The sequence below is a fragment of the Pseudophaeobacter sp. genome (genome assembly GCF_039971195.1).
Taxonomy (GTDB): domain Bacteria; phylum Pseudomonadota; class Alphaproteobacteria; order Rhodobacterales; family Rhodobacteraceae; genus Pseudophaeobacter.
This window is the reverse complement of the sequence record NZ_JBDWPJ010000207.1, coordinates 1-14,361: the sequence shown is the minus strand read 5'-3', so window position 1 is coordinate 14,361 and position 14,361 is coordinate 1. Positions and strand designations below refer to the sequence as shown.

Here is a 14,361-nt window from a genome sequence, read left to right as displayed (position 1 = left end):
CTATACCAACAACGACTATGGCAAGGGTCTGGCCGATGCGATCAAGACCTCCTTTGAGGCCGTCGGTGGTGACGTCACAATCGTGGCCGCGCATGAAGACGGCAAAGGCGACTATTCGGCTGAAGTGGCCTCGCTGGCCTCTGCTGGTGGTGATCTGCTGGTTGTTGCCGGCTACCTCGACCAGGGTGGTCTGGGCATCATTCAGTCCTCGCTGGACTCTGGCGCCTTTGACACCTTTGGTCTGCCCGGTGGCATGATTGGTGACAGCCTGCCCAAGAACGTTGGCACCGACCTCGATGGCTCTTATGGCCAGATCGCCGGCTCCGACAGCGCCGGTGCTGAAATCTTTGCCGGTATGGCCAAAGACCTGGGTTTTGACGGAACCTCTGCCTATGCCTCCGAATCCTACGATGCGGCGGCGCTGATCCTGCTGGCGATGCAGGCGGCAGGTTCCACAGATCCGGCGGAATATGGCGCCAAGATCATGGATGTGGCCAATGCGCCCGGTGAAGTGATCAACCCCGGCGAGCTGGGCAAGGCACTGGAACTGATCGCAGCCGGTCAGGACGTTGATTTCCAGGGCGCCACCGGCGTTGAGCTGATTGGCCCTGGTGAGAGCGCAGGTTCTTACCGTGAGATCGAAGTCAAGGACGGCATGAACACCACTGTGAAGTTCCGCTGAGCCCTTTCCAAAGGTTCCAAACATCAAAGAACAGCCCGGGTTTTCCCGGGCTGTTCCAAATTTACAAAGCCACAAACAAATAGTGGCAGGGGATGTAATGATATGATCGTCGTCGAGGACTTGCATAAGCACTTCGGCGGGTTCCATGCGGTGGACGGCGCTTCGCTGGAAATCGCAAAGGGCTCCATAACCGGGTTGATCGGGCCAAACGGCGCCGGAAAGACCACCCTTTTTAATGTCATCGCAGGCGTGCTGCCGCCCACCTCTGGTCGGGTGACCATGGATGGTGAGGATATCACCGGATTGCCGCCGCATGAGTTGTTTCACAAGGGGCTGTTGCGCACCTTCCAGATCGCGCATGAGTTTTCCTCGATGACCTGCCGCGAGAATCTGATGATGGTGCCCGGTGCCCAATCCGGCGAGAGCCTGTGGAACACCTGGTTCGGCCGCAAACGCATCGCCGATGAAGAACGTGCCCTGCGGGCCAAGGCCGATGAGGTGCTGGAGTTTCTCACCATCAGCCATATCGCCGATCTGCGGGCGGGTGAAGTCTCTGGCGGGCAGAAGAAACTGCTGGAACTGGGGCGCACCATGATGGTGGATGCCAAGATCGTGTTTCTGGACGAGGTTGGTGCCGGGGTGAACCGCACCCTGCTCTATACCATTGCCGATGCCATCAAACGCCTCAATGAAGAGCGCGGCTATACCTTTGTGGTGATCGAACACGACATGGAATTTATCGGCCGGCTTTGTGACCCGGTGATCTGCATGGCCGAGGGCAAGAAGCTGGCCGAAGGTACATTGGGCGAGATCAAGGCCAATGAGCAGGTCATTGAGGCCTATCTGGGCACGGGTTTGAAAAACAAAGACAAGCTGGAGAAGGCCTGATGGCGGCAGCTAAGAAGATTTGGGGCTCTGCCCCCGCCGCTGCGCGGCTCCCCCGGAATATTTTTGGAAAGATGATGCAGGGAGATGCCCATGTCTGAACCCTTTTTGATTGGTGATGGCATGACCGGGGGGTACGGCAAGGGGCCGGATATCCTGCATGACTGTACCATCGCCGTGAACCCTGGCGAGATTGCCGTGATTGTCGGCCCCAATGGCGCCGGCAAATCCACCGCGATGAAGGCGGTCTTTGGCATGTTGAATGTACGTTCGGGCGCGGTGCGTCTGGGAGGCGAAGATATCACCAACCTCAGCCCGCAGGACCGGGTGATCCGGGGCATGGGATTTGTGCCCCAGACCAGCAATATCTTTACCTCGATGACGGTGGAAGAGAACCTGGAGATGGGGGCGTTTATTCGCACCGATGATATCTCTGAGACCATGGAGCAGGTCTATGAGCTGTTCCCCATCCTGCGCGACAAGCGGGATCAGGCGGCGGGGGAATTGTCTGGCGGGCAACGCCAGCAGGTGGCCGTGGGGCGCGCCTTGATGACCAAACCCAAGGTGCTGATGCTGGATGAGCCCACCGCAGGGGTTTCCCCCATCGTGATGGATGAGCTGTTTGACCGTATCATCGAGGTGGCCCGGACTGGTTTGCCGATCTTGATGGTAGAGCAGAACGCCAAGCAAGCGCTTGAGATCGCAGACAAAGGCTATGTTTTGGTGCAGGGGCGCAATGCCTATACGGGCACCGGCCAAGAGCTCTTGGCGGATCCCGAAGTGCGCAAGTCGTTTTTGGGGGGCTGATCCAGTGTCAATAGTGAACCTACACGCCGCCTTCAGCGTAGTTGGCATTGGGGCCATGACAGCCTTGCCTGCGTTTTCCGCTGAGCCAAGGTCTATTCTGTGTTCCGTGAATACTTGCTCACTCAATTCTTTTTACCTAGCCACAAGCCAAGGCGATCCACTCCATTGCCTCAATGGATCATTCCTTCTCGAAGTCAGGATTGAGGGTGACGTTCTGAAAATGGATGCTGTCGGCTCAGAAAAACGGGACCGGGTGTTGTTTGGAGAGTTGCCTCTGCAAACCAATGACCTGGTTGCGGAAGGGTACCGAGCAAGCGAGCAATCTGATGAACATGTGGTGGTCGCGCAGCTTTCTGTGGACAAAGAGTGGTCCGGCGGTGAGTTTTCTCTGGTTGAGATCGACCTTCAAACTTCGGGTGATACGACTGTAGTAGCAGGCTCTTGCGAGGAAGAGACGTAATGGATTTTCTCAACGCCCTAGTGGCGCTAACTAACTTTGTCATGATCCCCGCCGTTGCCTATGGCAGCCAGCTTGCACTTGGCGCGCTGGGGGTGACACTGATCTACAGCATCCTGCGGTTCTCCAACTTTGCCCATGGGGACACCATGGCCTTTGGCACCATGATGACCATTCTGGGCACCTGGTTCCTGCAGTCCAAGGGGGTGAGTTTTGGGCCACTGCCAACGGCCCTGCTCGCTCTGCCCTTTGGCATTCTGGCGACCATGGCGCTTTTGCTGGTGACCGACCGGACTGTCTATCACTTCTACCGTGAGCAAAAGGCCAAGCCGGTGGTTTTTGTCATGGTCTCGCTTGGGGTGATGTTCATGATGAACGGGCTGGTGCGGTTTATCATCGGCCCCGGCGATCAGCGCTTTGCCGATGGCGAACGGTTCATCATCAAGGCGCGGGCCTTCAAGGAGATGACGGGCCTGCGCGAAGGGCTGGCGATCAAGACCACCCAAGGTATCACTGTCATTACCGCGATCGTGGTTGTGGCGCTCTTGTTCTGGTTCCTCAACAAGACCCGCACCGGCAAGTCCATGCGCGCCTATTCCGACAATGAGGATCTGGCGCTGCTTTCTGGCATCAATCCGGAGCGGGTGGTGATGTACACCTGGATGATTGTTGCCGCCCTGGCGACCATTGCAGGCGTGCTTTACGGTCTTGATAAGAGCTTCAAACCCTTCACCTATTTCCAACTTCTGCTGCCGATCTTTGCCTCGGCCATCGTCGGTGGTCTGGGCAGTCCGCAGGGGGCCATTGCCGGTGGCTTCATCATCGCCTTTTCCGAGGTGACCATCACCTATGCCTGGAAGAAGGTGCTGAACTACACCCTGCCCGATAGTCTTGCGCCGGATGGCTTGGTGCAGCTTTTGAGTACCGATTACAAATTCGCGGTTTCTTTTGCGATCCTGATCATCGTCCTCCTGTTCAAGCCAACAGGGCTCTTCAAGGGGAAATCGGTATGACTGATACAACAAAACACAGCCTGATGTTTGCCGCCGTGGCGCTTTTGATCCTGCTCGAAGGGCTGACGGATTGGAGCTTTTTCTCAGGCTCCTGGAACTCTTCGCTGGTGATCCTCAATATGGGGCTGATTTCGGCCATCATGGCCCTGGGGGTAAACCTGCAATGGGGTTTTGCCGGACTGTTCAACGTCGGTATCATGGGCTTCACTGCCCTAGGTGGGCTCGCCGTTGTGCTGACTTCCATGCCGCCCGCGCCCGGCGCCTGGAGTGCGGGTGGTCCCGGCGTTGTCATGGCCATGGTCATGGGCGCCTTGACGGTGATCTCTGCGGTGGCCGTGACCCGGATGCTGCCAAAGGGGCGGCTGCGCAATCTGCTGATCGTGGCAATTCTGGTAGTTGGATTCGTCATCTACAGGGCGCTTTTTGACCCATCGATCGAAGCCATTGAGGAAATAAACCCGGCCTTGGCTGGGAATATCGGCGGGCTTGGCTGGCCGGTGATCCTGTCCTGGCCAGTTGGCGGCTTGCTGGCGGCGGGAGCGGCCTGGCTGATCGGCAAGACTGCCCTGGGGCTGCGCTCGGATTATCTGGCGATTGCCACCCTTGGCATTGCCGAGATCATCATCGCCATCCTCAAGAACGAAGACTGGCTGTCGCGCGGGGTAAAAAACGTGGTTGGCCTGCCGCGGCCCCTGCCCTTTGAGGTGGATCTGCAAAATGATCCCGCCTTTGTGGAGCGCGCCGCGGGCTTTGGCATGGATCCGGTTCTGGCCTCGACCCTTTATGTGAAACTGGGCTATGCCGTGCTCTTCACTGTGGTCCTGGTCGCTCTGCTCTGGATGGCCCAGATGGCGCTCAAAAGCCCCTGGGGGCGGATGATGCGGGCCATTCGCGACAATGAGGTGGCCGCCCAGGCGATGGGCAAGAACGTCACCAAGCGTCATTTGCAGATCTTTGTGCTTGGCTCTGCCATCTGCGGCATTGCCGGCGCGATGATGACCACCCTGGACGGGCAGCTGACACCGGGGACATATAATCCGCTGCGCTTTACCTTCCTGATCTGGGTGATGGTGATTGTTGGCGGCTCTGGCAACAACTTTGGCTCGGTGCTGGGGGGATTCCTGATCTGGTTCCTCTGGATCAAGGTTGAACCGATGAGCCTGGAGTTGATCACCCTGCTGACTTCGTGGATGAGTGAAACCAGCCCCCTGCGCGCTCATCTGATGGAAAACGCTGCTCATATGCGGCTCTTTACTATGGGGTTGATCCTGCTGCTGGTTCTGCGGTTCAGCCCCCGCGGTTTGATTCCGGAGAGATAGCAAACAGAAGGGCCGCCCAAAGCCTGGTGCGGCCCTATACATCCGGCCCTGATTTCATTTGGCCCAAAATATCCCCGCCGCAGGCGGAACCCATAGGGGGCTGGCAGATGCCAGCCCCCTATTTCATTACCGGCCCTTGAACAAACCGCCCAGGATCCCGCGAACCAACCGGCGGCCCGTTGTGCCCTTCAACTCTTTGATCACCGCCTCTGACATAGCCGAGGCAAAGGTATCTTTGGGCCGGTGCCTACGCGATGATGAGCGCGGAATGCGGGAGCCGGAAAAGCGCCGTGCGGCATTGAATTCCCGGGCCTTGGGCTCTGGCGCTTTCTCGGCCTTGACCTCCGCCACTTCGGCCTGTTCTGCGGCCTTGGCGGCACGGGCGGAGAGCATTTCATAGGCAGAATGGCGATCCAGAGGTTTGTCGTATTTCCCGGCCATATCCGAAGTTTTCAGGATCTCGGCCCGTTCTGCTGTGGTCAGGGGACCCAGCTGGCTGCTGGGCGGGCGGATCAGGGTGCGTTCGACAACCCCTGGCACGCCCTTTTTCTGCAACATAGAGGTCACCGCCTCGCCGACACCGACCTCACGAATGGCGTCTTCGGTGGAGAACCGCGGGTTCTCGCGGTAGGTTTCAGCCGCCAATTTCAGGTTCTTGCGGTCGCGCGCGGTAAAGGCGCGCAGCGCGTGCTGGATGCGATTGCCGAGCTGGCCGAGGATGTCCTCAGGCACATCGCCGGGGTTTTGGGTAATGAAATAGATCCCAACCCCTTTGGACCGGATCAGCCGGGCCACCTGCTCGACTTTGTCCACCAGCGCTTTTGGAGCGTCTTCAAACAGAAGATGCGCCTCGTCAAAGAAGAAGACCAGACGGGGTTTGTCCGGGTCGCCAACCTCGGGCAGCTCTTCAAACAGCTCGCTCAGCAGCCAGAGCAGGAAGGTGGCATAGAGTTTTGGCGCAGCCATCAGCTTGTCAGAGGCAAGGATATTAACCATGCCGCGTCCCTGGGCGTCCTGGCGCATCAGATCACTCAGGGCCAGCGCAGGCTCGCCAAACAGATCTGCACCACCCTGGTTCTCCAGCACCAAAAGACGACGCTGAATAGCCCCAACCGAGGCCGGAGAGACATTGCCATAGCGCAGCGACAGCTCACCGCGATTTTCGCCGATCCAGACCAGCAGGGCTTGAAGATCTTTTAGATCCAACAGTGGCAGCGCCTGTTCATCTGCCAGACGAAAGGCAATATTCAGGATGCCTTCCTGCGCCTCGCTCAGCTCCAGCAATTGCGCCAGCAACAAAGGCCCCATTTCGGCCACGGTGGTGCGCACGGGGTGGCCCTGCTGGCCAAACAAATCCCAGAAAGTGACCGGGCAGCTGTGGTACTGATAGGTGCCAAAACCGATCTTCTCAGCCCGTCCTACAAAGGCGCCATGCAGCTTGTGCTCTGGCGTGCCGGGCTTGGCCAAACCGGACAGGTCACCTTTGACGTCGGCCATGATCACCGGAACCCCAGCCTGGGAGAAACTCTCGGCGAGGATCTGCAGGGTCACGGTTTTGCCCGTACCTGTGGCCCCGGCAATCAGCCCGTGCCGGTTGGCATATTTAAAACTCATCTCCTGTGGCGTGCTGTAACCTTCGCCGCCACCACCAATAAAAATCTTTTCGCTCATTGTTACCCTCTGCCTGCCTTGGCCTCTACGCTGTCTGAAGTCCCAGGTATTCCCTAGGCCACCAAGGGGCCAGCCTGTAACAACCCCCTTGAATACTGATTGTTAACTTTTATATGCGATCTATGACATGCCCGTCCTCTTTTAATCGAAATGTTGATGGGCATTTCCTCCCTGTCAGACTGGCCGTGCCCTAGGCACGGCCCTTTTTTTGTCACATGTGCGGAGTGGCTTGCCGAGAAATTGTGCGGCAGCGCTGAAACGCATGGGCAAAATGCGCGTCAAACGCGCAGATCTAACTAAAGCAGCCAAGTGTCACATTTTTTTACTATTGCTTGTTGACCAATGCACGGGCAATTCGTAACCTCCTCTACAATAACTAAGTCGGCCAGTCCGACGGGGAGAGACTACCAAAAAAGGAAGCCGTAGAGCTTCCTTTTTTGCTTTGGTTCCAAGCCTTTCACCTGTAGTTAAAACACTCGACAATTCCTTGCCGAAGCATGGATTGTGACCTGACACCTCTGTTTCAACATGATAGAGCCTTTGCAAACGACCTGTGACAAATGAGGCATTCATGATCAAGTCCCTTACACCTATTACGCTTGCAGCGCTGATGGCGCTGACAGCCCCTCTGGCAGCCCAGGAGAGCGGCGCAGCCGAACAGACCAGCGAGCCGACTGCCGACCAATTGCTGGACCTGGGGCAGCCTGTAGATGACGGCACACCCAAACTGGGGGAGCGCTATGCAAAAGAATCCCATGGCGATTGGGATCTGGCCTGTGTCCGCACCGAAGCCGAGACAGACCCCTGCTCGCTCTTGCAAATTTTGACTGACCCTGATGGCAACCCCATGGCAGAGGTATCCCTGTTCCGGATCAACCAGCCGGGTGGTCAGGCCGTGGCCGGTGCGACGATCATTGTCCCGCTGGAAACCCTGCTGACTGCAGCGCTGACCATCTCGGTGGATGGCGCCCCTGGCAAACGCTACAACTATTCTTTCTGCAATCCGCTGGGCTGTATCGCCCAGATCGGGTTGACCCAGGCCGATGTCGATACCTTCAAGCAGGGCAGCGAGGCAGTTTTGTCGCTGCGCCCGGCACCAGCCCCAGATCAGGTTGTCGAAATGAAGATGTCGCTAAAAGGTTTTACCGCAGGCTTTGACGTCGTGGATGTGGTTCAGCAATAAGGGCTGAGAGCGCCAGGACGGGGTTTGGTTTCTATTCTCCCACCTTTGCAAAATAGATATGGCCGCCGTGGGTTTTCTCCCTTGGCGGCCTTTCTTTTGCAGAGGGGGATTGTGAGGGTGGCGTGTGCTCACAGGGGTTTTATTGACACCATTTCAGATGGATGGGTGGTTTGTTAAACCCGCCCCAGCGCCAGAACCGCATTCAACCCGCCAAAGGCAAAGGCATTGGACAGCGCCACATCCACCCGCGCCTCACGGGCTTCATTGGGCACCACATCTAGGGCGCATTCCGGGTCAGGTTCTTCATAGCCAATCGTCGGGGCAATCACCCCGTCTTTGAGCGCCATAATACAGGCCAAAAGCTCCACCGCGCCGGTGCCGCCGATCAGATGGCCATGCATGGATTTTGTTGAGGAGATCATCAGGTTGTCCGCATGGGGGCCAAAGACATCCGCCACAGCAGCGCATTCGGTCTTGTCATTGGCCACGGTGCCGGTGCCATGGGCATTGATATAGCCCACACGGTCACGGTCGACGCCAGCGTCCTGCAAGGCACCGGCAATGGCCCGTGCCGCGCCCTGTTTGCTGGGCATGACGATATCAGCCGCATCCGAAGACATGGCAAAGCCCAGGACCTCACAGAGGATCTCTGCGCCGCGCGCCTTGGCGTGGTCGTAGTCTTCAAAGACAAAGATCCCGGCGCCCTCACCCTGTACCATACCGTTGCGGTTGGCGCTAAAGGGGCGGCAGGCCTTTTTCGACATCACCCGCAGCCCTTCCCAGGCTTTGACGCCGCCAAAACAGAGCATCGATTCAGAGCCGCCGGTGATCATCGCCGGGCTCATGCCCGAGCGCACCATCTGAAAGGCCTGGGCCATGGCATGGTTGGAGGAGGCACAGGCGGTTGAAACAGTGAAACTAGGGCCTTTGAGGTTGAACTCCATCGACACATGGCTGGCGGCGGCATTGTTCATCAGCTTGGGCACCACAAAGGGGTGGACCCGGTTTTTCCCATCCTCATAGACGGAACGGTAATTGTCGTCCCAGGTGGACACCCCACCACCGGCGGTGCCAAGCACGACGCCTGACTTGGCTGAGAGTTCACCGTGGAATTCCAGCCCGGATTGGGCAATCGCTTCTTTGGCTGCAATCAGGGTGAATTGGGTGAAGCGGTCATAAAGACTCATTTGCTGGCGGTTGAAGCGGCCTTCGGTTTCAAAGCCGCGGACCTGGCCGCCAATGCGGATGGCCAGCCGTTCGACATCGCGAAACTCCAGCTTCCCAATGCCGCAACGCCCTTCGCGCATGGCCTCATAAGTAGCAGAGACGGAATGCCCCAGGGCATTGATGGTGCCGGCTCCGGTAATGACAACGCGCTTCATGTAATCTTCCCTTTAGAAGTCAGGCGCTGATATCACGAGTTTTGTGACACCAGTTTGTCAATCCCAGCAATGATCGAAGCGACGTTGGTAATGTCAAAATCGCTGTCTTCCGGCGTATTGGCATTAAAGGGGATGGAGATGTCGAACTCTTCCTCGATGGCAAAGATGCACTCCACCAGGCCCATGCTGTCGATCCCGAGATCTTCCAAGGTGCTGGTGAGGGTTACATCTGATGGCTCCAGCAGCGCCTGTTCGGCGACGATGGCAATGACCTTGTCCTGAGTGCTCATTCTGGCCCCCTGATCTGTGATGTCACCAATGATGTAGCGGCTACAATCCTATTTGAAAACAGCCTTTTTTAGCTTTTCGATGTCACGCATCAGGCGCGGCAAGCGACGCTGCGCCTTGTAGATTTCTGTATGGGTTTCCATCTTGACCGCCGGGTAGCCCATCACCACGCGTCCGGCAGGCACATTGGAGATGATCTTGGTCGCACCGCCTGCAATGACGCCGTCCCCGATAAAGATGTTATCCGCCGCGCCGCATTGCCCGCCCATGACAACATTGTTGCCAACCTCAACCGATCCAGACAGACCACATTGGCCGCAGATCAGGCAGTCGCGCCCGATCCGGGTATTGTGACCAACGTGAACCTGATTATCCAACTTGCTGCCGGACCCAATTTCGGTGTCGCGGATGGTACCATTGTCGATGGTGCAATTGGCGCCGACCTCGACGTCATCGCCGATTGTGACAGCCCCCAGAGAATGGATGCGCAGCCAGCTTTGCGAGCTGGCATCCCCTTGATCGCCAACGGTTTTACGGACGTTCTCCACGCCAGAGACCTCGGGCGTTACATAGGAAAACCCATCGCTGCCGATACGCGCACCGGGCTGGGCGCGAAAACGCTCGCCAATCCGGGCCCGCGCGCCAATCGAGACCATCTCGCGCAGCTGCGCCTCGGCGCCAATCTCGACCTCTGCACCAATGTAGCAATGTGGGCCAATGATAGAACCGGCGCCAATCGTGGCGCCGGCGGCAATGATGCTGAGCGGCCCAACCGAGACGCCCTTGCCCAAAATGGCTGTAGGATCAATCACGGCCGTTGGGTGGACGCCGCCGCCAAATCCCTGGCCCTTGTCCAGCATAGCCGAGACCCCGCCCAGAGCCATACGTGGTCGGGTGGCAAACAGGGCGGCTTTGAGCCCGAGGGACTGCCAATCGGCTCCGTCCCACAGCAGTGCCACCTGAGCGCGTCCCTGGGACAGGCCTGCGGCATATTTTTCGGAGGTGGCCATGGCCAGATCTTTAGGGCCGGCATCCTGTGGTTCTGCCGCGCGGGCAATCACCAGATCAAGATCTCCCTGCGCCTCGGCACCAATGGCCTCTGCGATCTCGCGTACAGTATACATTTTGGGGCCCTTTCCGGCTCAAGCTCCTGATCGGGCCCCAGATTTACCCCTGAACGTCGGGCAGCGCCACCCCGGCCCGCTCAAGTGCGGCCCAGACCTTGGCATCACGCCCATAGACATCCCGGCGGAACTCGGCCCGGCCTTTGTTGGACACATAGGCGGTCCGGTAGATAATGTGAACAGGCACCTGCTGTTCCAGCTCTACCTTGGTTTCCTGACCGGATTTCAGGATCCGGTGAAAGAACTCATAGGGATCTTCGGTCTGCTTGGCCAAAAGCGCATAGGCGAACTCAAAGGGCTGTGCCAGACGGATACAACCATGCGAGAAAGCCCGGACTTCGCGTTTGAACAGGCTCTTTTGCGGTGTGTCATGCAGGTAAATGTTGTATTTGTTGGGGAAGATAAACTTCACCAGACCCAGCGCATTGCGGGTGCTGGGCGGCTGGCGCATGGCAAAGGGAAAGTTTCGGGCAGTATATTGCGAGAAATCGGTTGAGCTGCGGTTGACCACCCTGCCCCGGCTGTCGGTGATCTGGATGTGACCCACCGCATTGGGATTGTTGCGCAGCTGCGGCAGATATTCCTTGGTGATGATCGAGCGCGGCACATGCCAACTGGGATTGATCACCATATGCTCCATCACGTCCGAAAACTCGGGCGAGCGACGGTCCGACTGGTTTTTGCCAATCACCGAGCGGGTTTCAAAGGTCACATCGCCATTGTCGATAATCTTGGCGGTAAAGTCTGTCTGGTTGACCAGAATATGGCGCTCGCCGCGTTCAGGCGTCAGCCAGCGTTCGCGCTCCATGGCGATGATCACTGATTTCAGACGGTCGCGCACCGGACGGTTGATCTCTTTCAGGGTGCCACCACCGGCAACACCGTCCACTTCGAGGCCGTGATCTGCCTGGAAATCTTCGACCGCGCGTTCCATGTCCCGATCATAACTGGCGGTGGCGCTGCGCTCCATATAACCAAGAGAGATCAGGCGGTCGCGAAGCGCAACAACATTGCGACCACTGTCACCCGGTTCCAGCTTTTTGCCAGGCACGGTTGGGCCCCAACCGCCTGCCGCCTGCAACTGTTCCAGCCGCAGCTTTTCCCGCATAAGAGCGCGGTATTGCGGCGAGGCCGGAACCAGGTTGCGCAGGTAGGCAAAGGGCTGATTGTCACGTAGGCCAGCCAGAACGGCTGCGCCATCATGTTCACGGCGTTTACGCACCATGCCGTCATCGATGGAGGAGGGTTTCAGCAACCCGGTCTGCAACATCGCAGCATAGTTAACATAGGCGGTACTAAGAGCCGCTTCGACCTGGCCAAAATCACGGGCGGTGCGGGCATTGCGCATCCGCTCCACCAGCTCGGCTGCAAGGCCGGACTGATCTGGCAGGCCATGGGCCGAGGCTTCCTCTAGGGCACGCAAAAGAGCGGTGCGACGCAGGCTCGCGCCTTCATCCGCAGCGGTCCAGAGGGGGGCATAGGTGTTTTCGCGGTAAAACTGCGCAACGCTGTCGTTAACCGAGGCCTGTTCGGCCACTGCTTGCCGAAAGGCGGTGGACTGCGCTGTTGCCATATCGGCGAGACCAAGACTGCCAACGCCACTCAGGGCCAATGCAAAGAGCCCGTACTTCAGACGTGCAGTTCGGCTCGGGGTGTGCAATTTGGTCATGTTTTTAAGTCCTCAGCAGCGATGCGCAGCAATAATGGCGACAGGTACATGAAATTTTGGTGAAAGATAGGCAATAAAGTCCATTCACGTTTTCGAAACCATGTTGTGACATTTAGTTAATGACGCAATGAGGTCGCATAAACAGGTATTTGAGAGTCACTCTTAGGGGAATAATTAACCAATCGTCCCCCTTTGCGCAGGTTTTTGCCGAAATCCACGGCAGAGCCAAAGCGGCGCAAAACGGAACTTGGGTTTTGATTCCCCCTGTGGCATACAACCTGCAGGCTGAAAAGCGCAGTGAGTCCGTAACATCGGACATAGGCAGGACTAAAACTCGTTCGGGATGGCGTAGTTAAGATATGGCAGAACTAACAAAGACGGGCATGACCCGGCGGGCACTTCTTGGGGCATTTGCAGCAACCACAGTTGCGGCAACACCAACCTTCTCCAAGGCAGCAGGGTTTTTGCGTGGTGGGGGCGATATTCGCCGCATTCGCATGTTCTCGGGCCGCACCGGGGAACGCATCGATATGGTCTACTGGATCGACGGTGACTACATCAAAGATGCGGTAAAAGAGGTCAATCATTTCATGCGCGACTGGCGCACCGATCAGGTCAAATCGATGGATCTGCGCACCATTGATATCATGGCCGCATCGCATAACCTGCTGGATGTGAACGAGCCCTATATGCTCTTGTCCGGCTATCGCAGCCCGCAGACCAATTCGATGCTGCGCAGCCGCTCCCGCGGTGTTGCCAAGAATTCCTTGCATATGCGCGGCCAAGCCGCTGATTTGCGCCTGGCATCGCGTTCGGTTGGCCAGATGGCTAATGCTGCCAAAGCCTGCCGTGCCGGTGGTGTTGGCAAATATCGGGGTTCGAATTTCGTGCATATGGACTGCGGCGTTGTACGCAGCTGGAACGGCTAAACCCGCCTAGGCTTTTGCTCCTCTTTTCAAAGGCCCTGTGCTGCTGGCATTGGGCCTTTTGTCATTCTGGTACGCTCCTTTCTTGCCCGAGTTCCGAGTTTCGACCCCATTCTGGGGCCCTGTAGTTGGCTTAGGCTGTAGCATTGAAATTTCCGAGGCCAGATGGTTTTTCCCATTGCGAAGCACAGTCTTGCTGGCTATACACCGCCCTACCTAAGCACCTGTAGCTCAGCTGGATAGAGCGCTGCCCTCCGAAGGCAGAGGCCAGAGGTTCGAATCCTCTCAGGTGCGCCATTACTTCAATGACTTAGCCAGACGTTAGAACCAGAGTTTCTGTTACACGTAACAAAAACTCCCAGATCTAAGTTGGTTTTTTTAGTGGCAAACCCTCCTTCCTAAGTGAAACGTGTGCATCGGATTTTCGGTAAGTTCTGTGGTCGCTATACAGCTAGGTGCCGATTTGTAGCCAAGCTTGGTCTGCTGTCGCAGCGAAGGTCGGCTTTGAGCCCATCTTGACCAATGCGGCAGTGCAGCTTTAGACACCAACTATGAAATGGTTGTCTCTCGCACTGGGTATCGCACTCTTACTGATAAGCTGGCTGTTAGTGCAAATCGCTAAGGGCTACACCTTCGCCTATGGAGGCTATGAAGAATGGGACGACGAATTCATTGTTCAATACAACGCATGCTGCCTATGGACTGACTTAAAGTCGCTCGCTCCCCTAACCATATTTGGGTTAGCTTGTTTGCTCTTTTCCGTTTGGGCATTTGCGCGTGAGCGATCAAAAGGATCATCCGACTGAGGGAAGCTGCTGAGCTTCCCCCTTTGAAGTGGTCCGCCCCTATAGTTAGGAAAGCGGAGGACCAAGTATGGCCATTAAGAGACCCAAGCCGGAAGAGATCGTCGTGAAGTTACGGCAGGTTGAAGTACTGATGGGACAAGGCATGCCCC

Annotated in this window: 14 protein-coding genes and 1 tRNA gene; 10 read left to right on the top strand and 5 right to left on the bottom strand. The window is 57.3% G+C overall.

What is annotated here, in order from left to right; translation table 11 throughout:
- The 6 genes from ABJP42_RS17890 to ABJP42_RS17865 form a co-directional block, all read left to right on the top strand.
- Positions 1-682: ABC transporter substrate-binding protein (locus ABJP42_RS17890; RefSeq protein ID WP_348342803.1), on the top strand; the 682-nt coding region annotated here is incomplete at its 5' end.
- A 102-nt stretch (positions 683-784) separates the two neighbouring features.
- The gene (locus tag ABJP42_RS17885) at positions 785-1,570 is read left to right on the top strand and encodes an ABC transporter ATP-binding protein (RefSeq protein WP_348342801.1); all 786 of its coding nucleotides are present in this window, start codon (positions 785-787) and stop codon (positions 1,568-1,570) included.
- A gap of 90 nt (positions 1,571-1,660) precedes the next feature.
- A complete protein-coding gene (locus ABJP42_RS17880) occupies positions 1,661-2,374 on the top strand; it encodes an ABC transporter ATP-binding protein (protein ID WP_348342799.1) in 714 nt (237 codons plus the stop codon).
- A 220-nt stretch (positions 2,375-2,594) separates the two neighbouring features.
- Positions 2,595-2,834 carry a hypothetical protein gene (locus ABJP42_RS17875; protein ID WP_348342797.1) on the top strand — a complete coding sequence of 80 codons (240 nt, stop codon included), beginning with the start codon at positions 2,595-2,597 and terminating at the stop codon, positions 2,832-2,834.
- The gene (locus ABJP42_RS17870; protein WP_348342795.1) at positions 2,834-3,844 is read left to right on the top strand and encodes a branched-chain amino acid ABC transporter permease; all 1,011 of its coding nucleotides are present in this window, start codon (positions 2,834-2,836) and stop codon (positions 3,842-3,844) included. The genes ABJP42_RS17875 and ABJP42_RS17870 overlap by 1 nt, the downstream gene beginning before the upstream one ends.
- Positions 3,841-5,163 (top strand): branched-chain amino acid ABC transporter permease, encoded by a 1,323-nt coding sequence (locus tag ABJP42_RS17865; RefSeq protein WP_348342793.1) that lies wholly within the window; start codon positions 3,841-3,843, stop codon positions 5,161-5,163. Before ABJP42_RS17870 ends, ABJP42_RS17865 begins: the two co-directional genes overlap by 4 nt.
- Positions 5,164-5,289: 126 nt before the next feature.
- On the opposite strand, the gene ABJP42_RS17860 is transcribed toward ABJP42_RS17865, so the two are convergent.
- Positions 5,290-6,834, bottom strand: a complete 1,545-nt coding sequence (locus ABJP42_RS17860; RefSeq protein ID WP_348342791.1) for a helicase HerA-like domain-containing protein — start codon at positions 6,832-6,834, stop codon at positions 5,290-5,292.
- Positions 6,835-7,405: 571 nt separating this feature from the next.
- On the opposite strand from ABJP42_RS17860, the gene ABJP42_RS17855 reads away from it, so the two are divergent.
- Positions 7,406-8,017, top strand: coding sequence for an invasion associated locus B family protein (locus ABJP42_RS17855; protein ID WP_348342789.1), 612 nt, complete (start codon positions 7,406-7,408; stop codon positions 8,015-8,017).
- Positions 8,018-8,190: 173 nt separating this feature from the next.
- Here ABJP42_RS17855 and ABJP42_RS17850 read toward each other — a convergent pair whose 3' ends face one another.
- From ABJP42_RS17850 to ABJP42_RS17835, 4 genes are read right to left on the bottom strand one after another with little or no spacing between them, the layout of a single operon-like run.
- Positions 8,191-9,399 carry a beta-ketoacyl-[acyl-carrier-protein] synthase family protein gene (locus tag ABJP42_RS17850; protein WP_348342787.1) on the bottom strand — a complete coding sequence of 403 codons (1,209 nt, stop codon included), beginning with the start codon at positions 9,397-9,399 and terminating at the stop codon, positions 8,191-8,193.
- Positions 9,400-9,431: 32 nt separating this feature from the next.
- Positions 9,432-9,689 carry an acyl carrier protein gene (locus tag ABJP42_RS17845; RefSeq protein ID WP_348342785.1) on the bottom strand — a complete coding sequence of 86 codons (258 nt, stop codon included), beginning with the start codon at positions 9,687-9,689 and terminating at the stop codon, positions 9,432-9,434.
- Between the two features lie 48 nt (positions 9,690-9,737).
- Positions 9,738-10,811, bottom strand: coding sequence for a UDP-3-O-(3-hydroxymyristoyl)glucosamine N-acyltransferase (gene lpxD, locus ABJP42_RS17840; protein WP_348342783.1), 1,074 nt, complete (start codon positions 10,809-10,811; stop codon positions 9,738-9,740).
- A 43-nt stretch (positions 10,812-10,854) separates the two neighbouring features.
- The gene (locus ABJP42_RS17835) at positions 10,855-12,480 is read right to left on the bottom strand and encodes a L,D-transpeptidase family protein (RefSeq protein WP_348342781.1); all 1,626 of its coding nucleotides are present in this window, start codon (positions 12,478-12,480) and stop codon (positions 10,855-10,857) included.
- A gap of 359 nt (positions 12,481-12,839) precedes the next feature.
- Between ABJP42_RS17835 and mepK the strand changes: the two genes are divergently transcribed.
- The 3 genes from mepK to ABJP42_RS17820 all read left to right on the top strand — a co-directional run bounded on the left by mepK (position 12,840) and on the right by ABJP42_RS17820 (position 14,212).
- Positions 12,840-13,409 carry a peptidoglycan L,D-endopeptidase MepK gene (gene mepK / locus ABJP42_RS17830; RefSeq protein WP_348342779.1) on the top strand — a complete coding sequence of 190 codons (570 nt, stop codon included), beginning with the start codon at positions 12,840-12,842 and terminating at the stop codon, positions 13,407-13,409.
- Between the two features lie 217 nt (positions 13,410-13,626).
- Positions 13,627-13,703 (top strand) — tRNA-Arg (locus ABJP42_RS17825).
- 254 nt (positions 13,704-13,957) lie between these two features.
- Positions 13,958-14,212, top strand: a complete 255-nt coding sequence (locus ABJP42_RS17820; protein WP_348342777.1) for a hypothetical protein — start codon at positions 13,958-13,960, stop codon at positions 14,210-14,212.
- The last annotated feature ends 149 nt before the right edge of the window (positions 14,213-14,361 follow it).

What these genes read in the sequence shown, in the direction of transcription:
- ABJP42_RS17880 (WP_348342799.1), top strand. Translation starts at nt 1,661, where the DNA reads ATGTCTGAACCCTTTTTGATTGGTGATGGCATGACCGGGGGGTACGGC.
- ABJP42_RS17865 (WP_348342793.1), top strand. Translation starts at nt 3,841, where the DNA reads ATGACTGATACAACAAAACACAGCCTGATGTTTGCCGCCGTGGCGCTT.
- ABJP42_RS17885 (WP_348342801.1), top strand. Translation starts at nt 785, where the DNA reads ATGATCGTCGTCGAGGACTTGCATAAGCACTTCGGCGGGTTCCATGCG.
- ABJP42_RS17845 (WP_348342785.1), bottom strand. Translation starts at nt 9,689, where the DNA reads ATGAGCACTCAGGACAAGGTCATTGCCATCGTCGCCGAACAGGCGCTG.
- ABJP42_RS17835 (WP_348342781.1), bottom strand. Translation starts at nt 12,480, where the DNA reads ATGACCAAATTGCACACCCCGAGCCGAACTGCACGTCTGAAGTACGGG.
- ABJP42_RS17850 (WP_348342787.1), bottom strand. Translation starts at nt 9,399, where the DNA reads ATGAAGCGCGTTGTCATTACCGGAGCCGGCACCATCAATGCCCTGGGG.
- ABJP42_RS17870 (WP_348342795.1), top strand. Translation starts at nt 2,834, where the DNA reads ATGGATTTTCTCAACGCCCTAGTGGCGCTAACTAACTTTGTCATGATC.
- mepK (WP_348342779.1), top strand. Translation starts at nt 12,840, where the DNA reads ATGGCAGAACTAACAAAGACGGGCATGACCCGGCGGGCACTTCTTGGG.
- lpxD (WP_348342783.1), bottom strand. Translation starts at nt 10,811, where the DNA reads ATGTATACTGTACGCGAGATCGCAGAGGCCATTGGTGCCGAGGCGCAG.
- ABJP42_RS17860 (WP_348342791.1), bottom strand. Translation starts at nt 6,834, where the DNA reads ATGAGCGAAAAGATTTTTATTGGTGGTGGCGGCGAAGGTTACAGCACG.
- ABJP42_RS17855 (WP_348342789.1), top strand. Translation starts at nt 7,406, where the DNA reads ATGATCAAGTCCCTTACACCTATTACGCTTGCAGCGCTGATGGCGCTG.
- ABJP42_RS17820 (WP_348342777.1), top strand. Translation starts at nt 13,958, where the DNA reads ATGAAATGGTTGTCTCTCGCACTGGGTATCGCACTCTTACTGATAAGC.
- ABJP42_RS17875 (WP_348342797.1), top strand. Translation starts at nt 2,595, where the DNA reads ATGGATGCTGTCGGCTCAGAAAAACGGGACCGGGTGTTGTTTGGAGAG.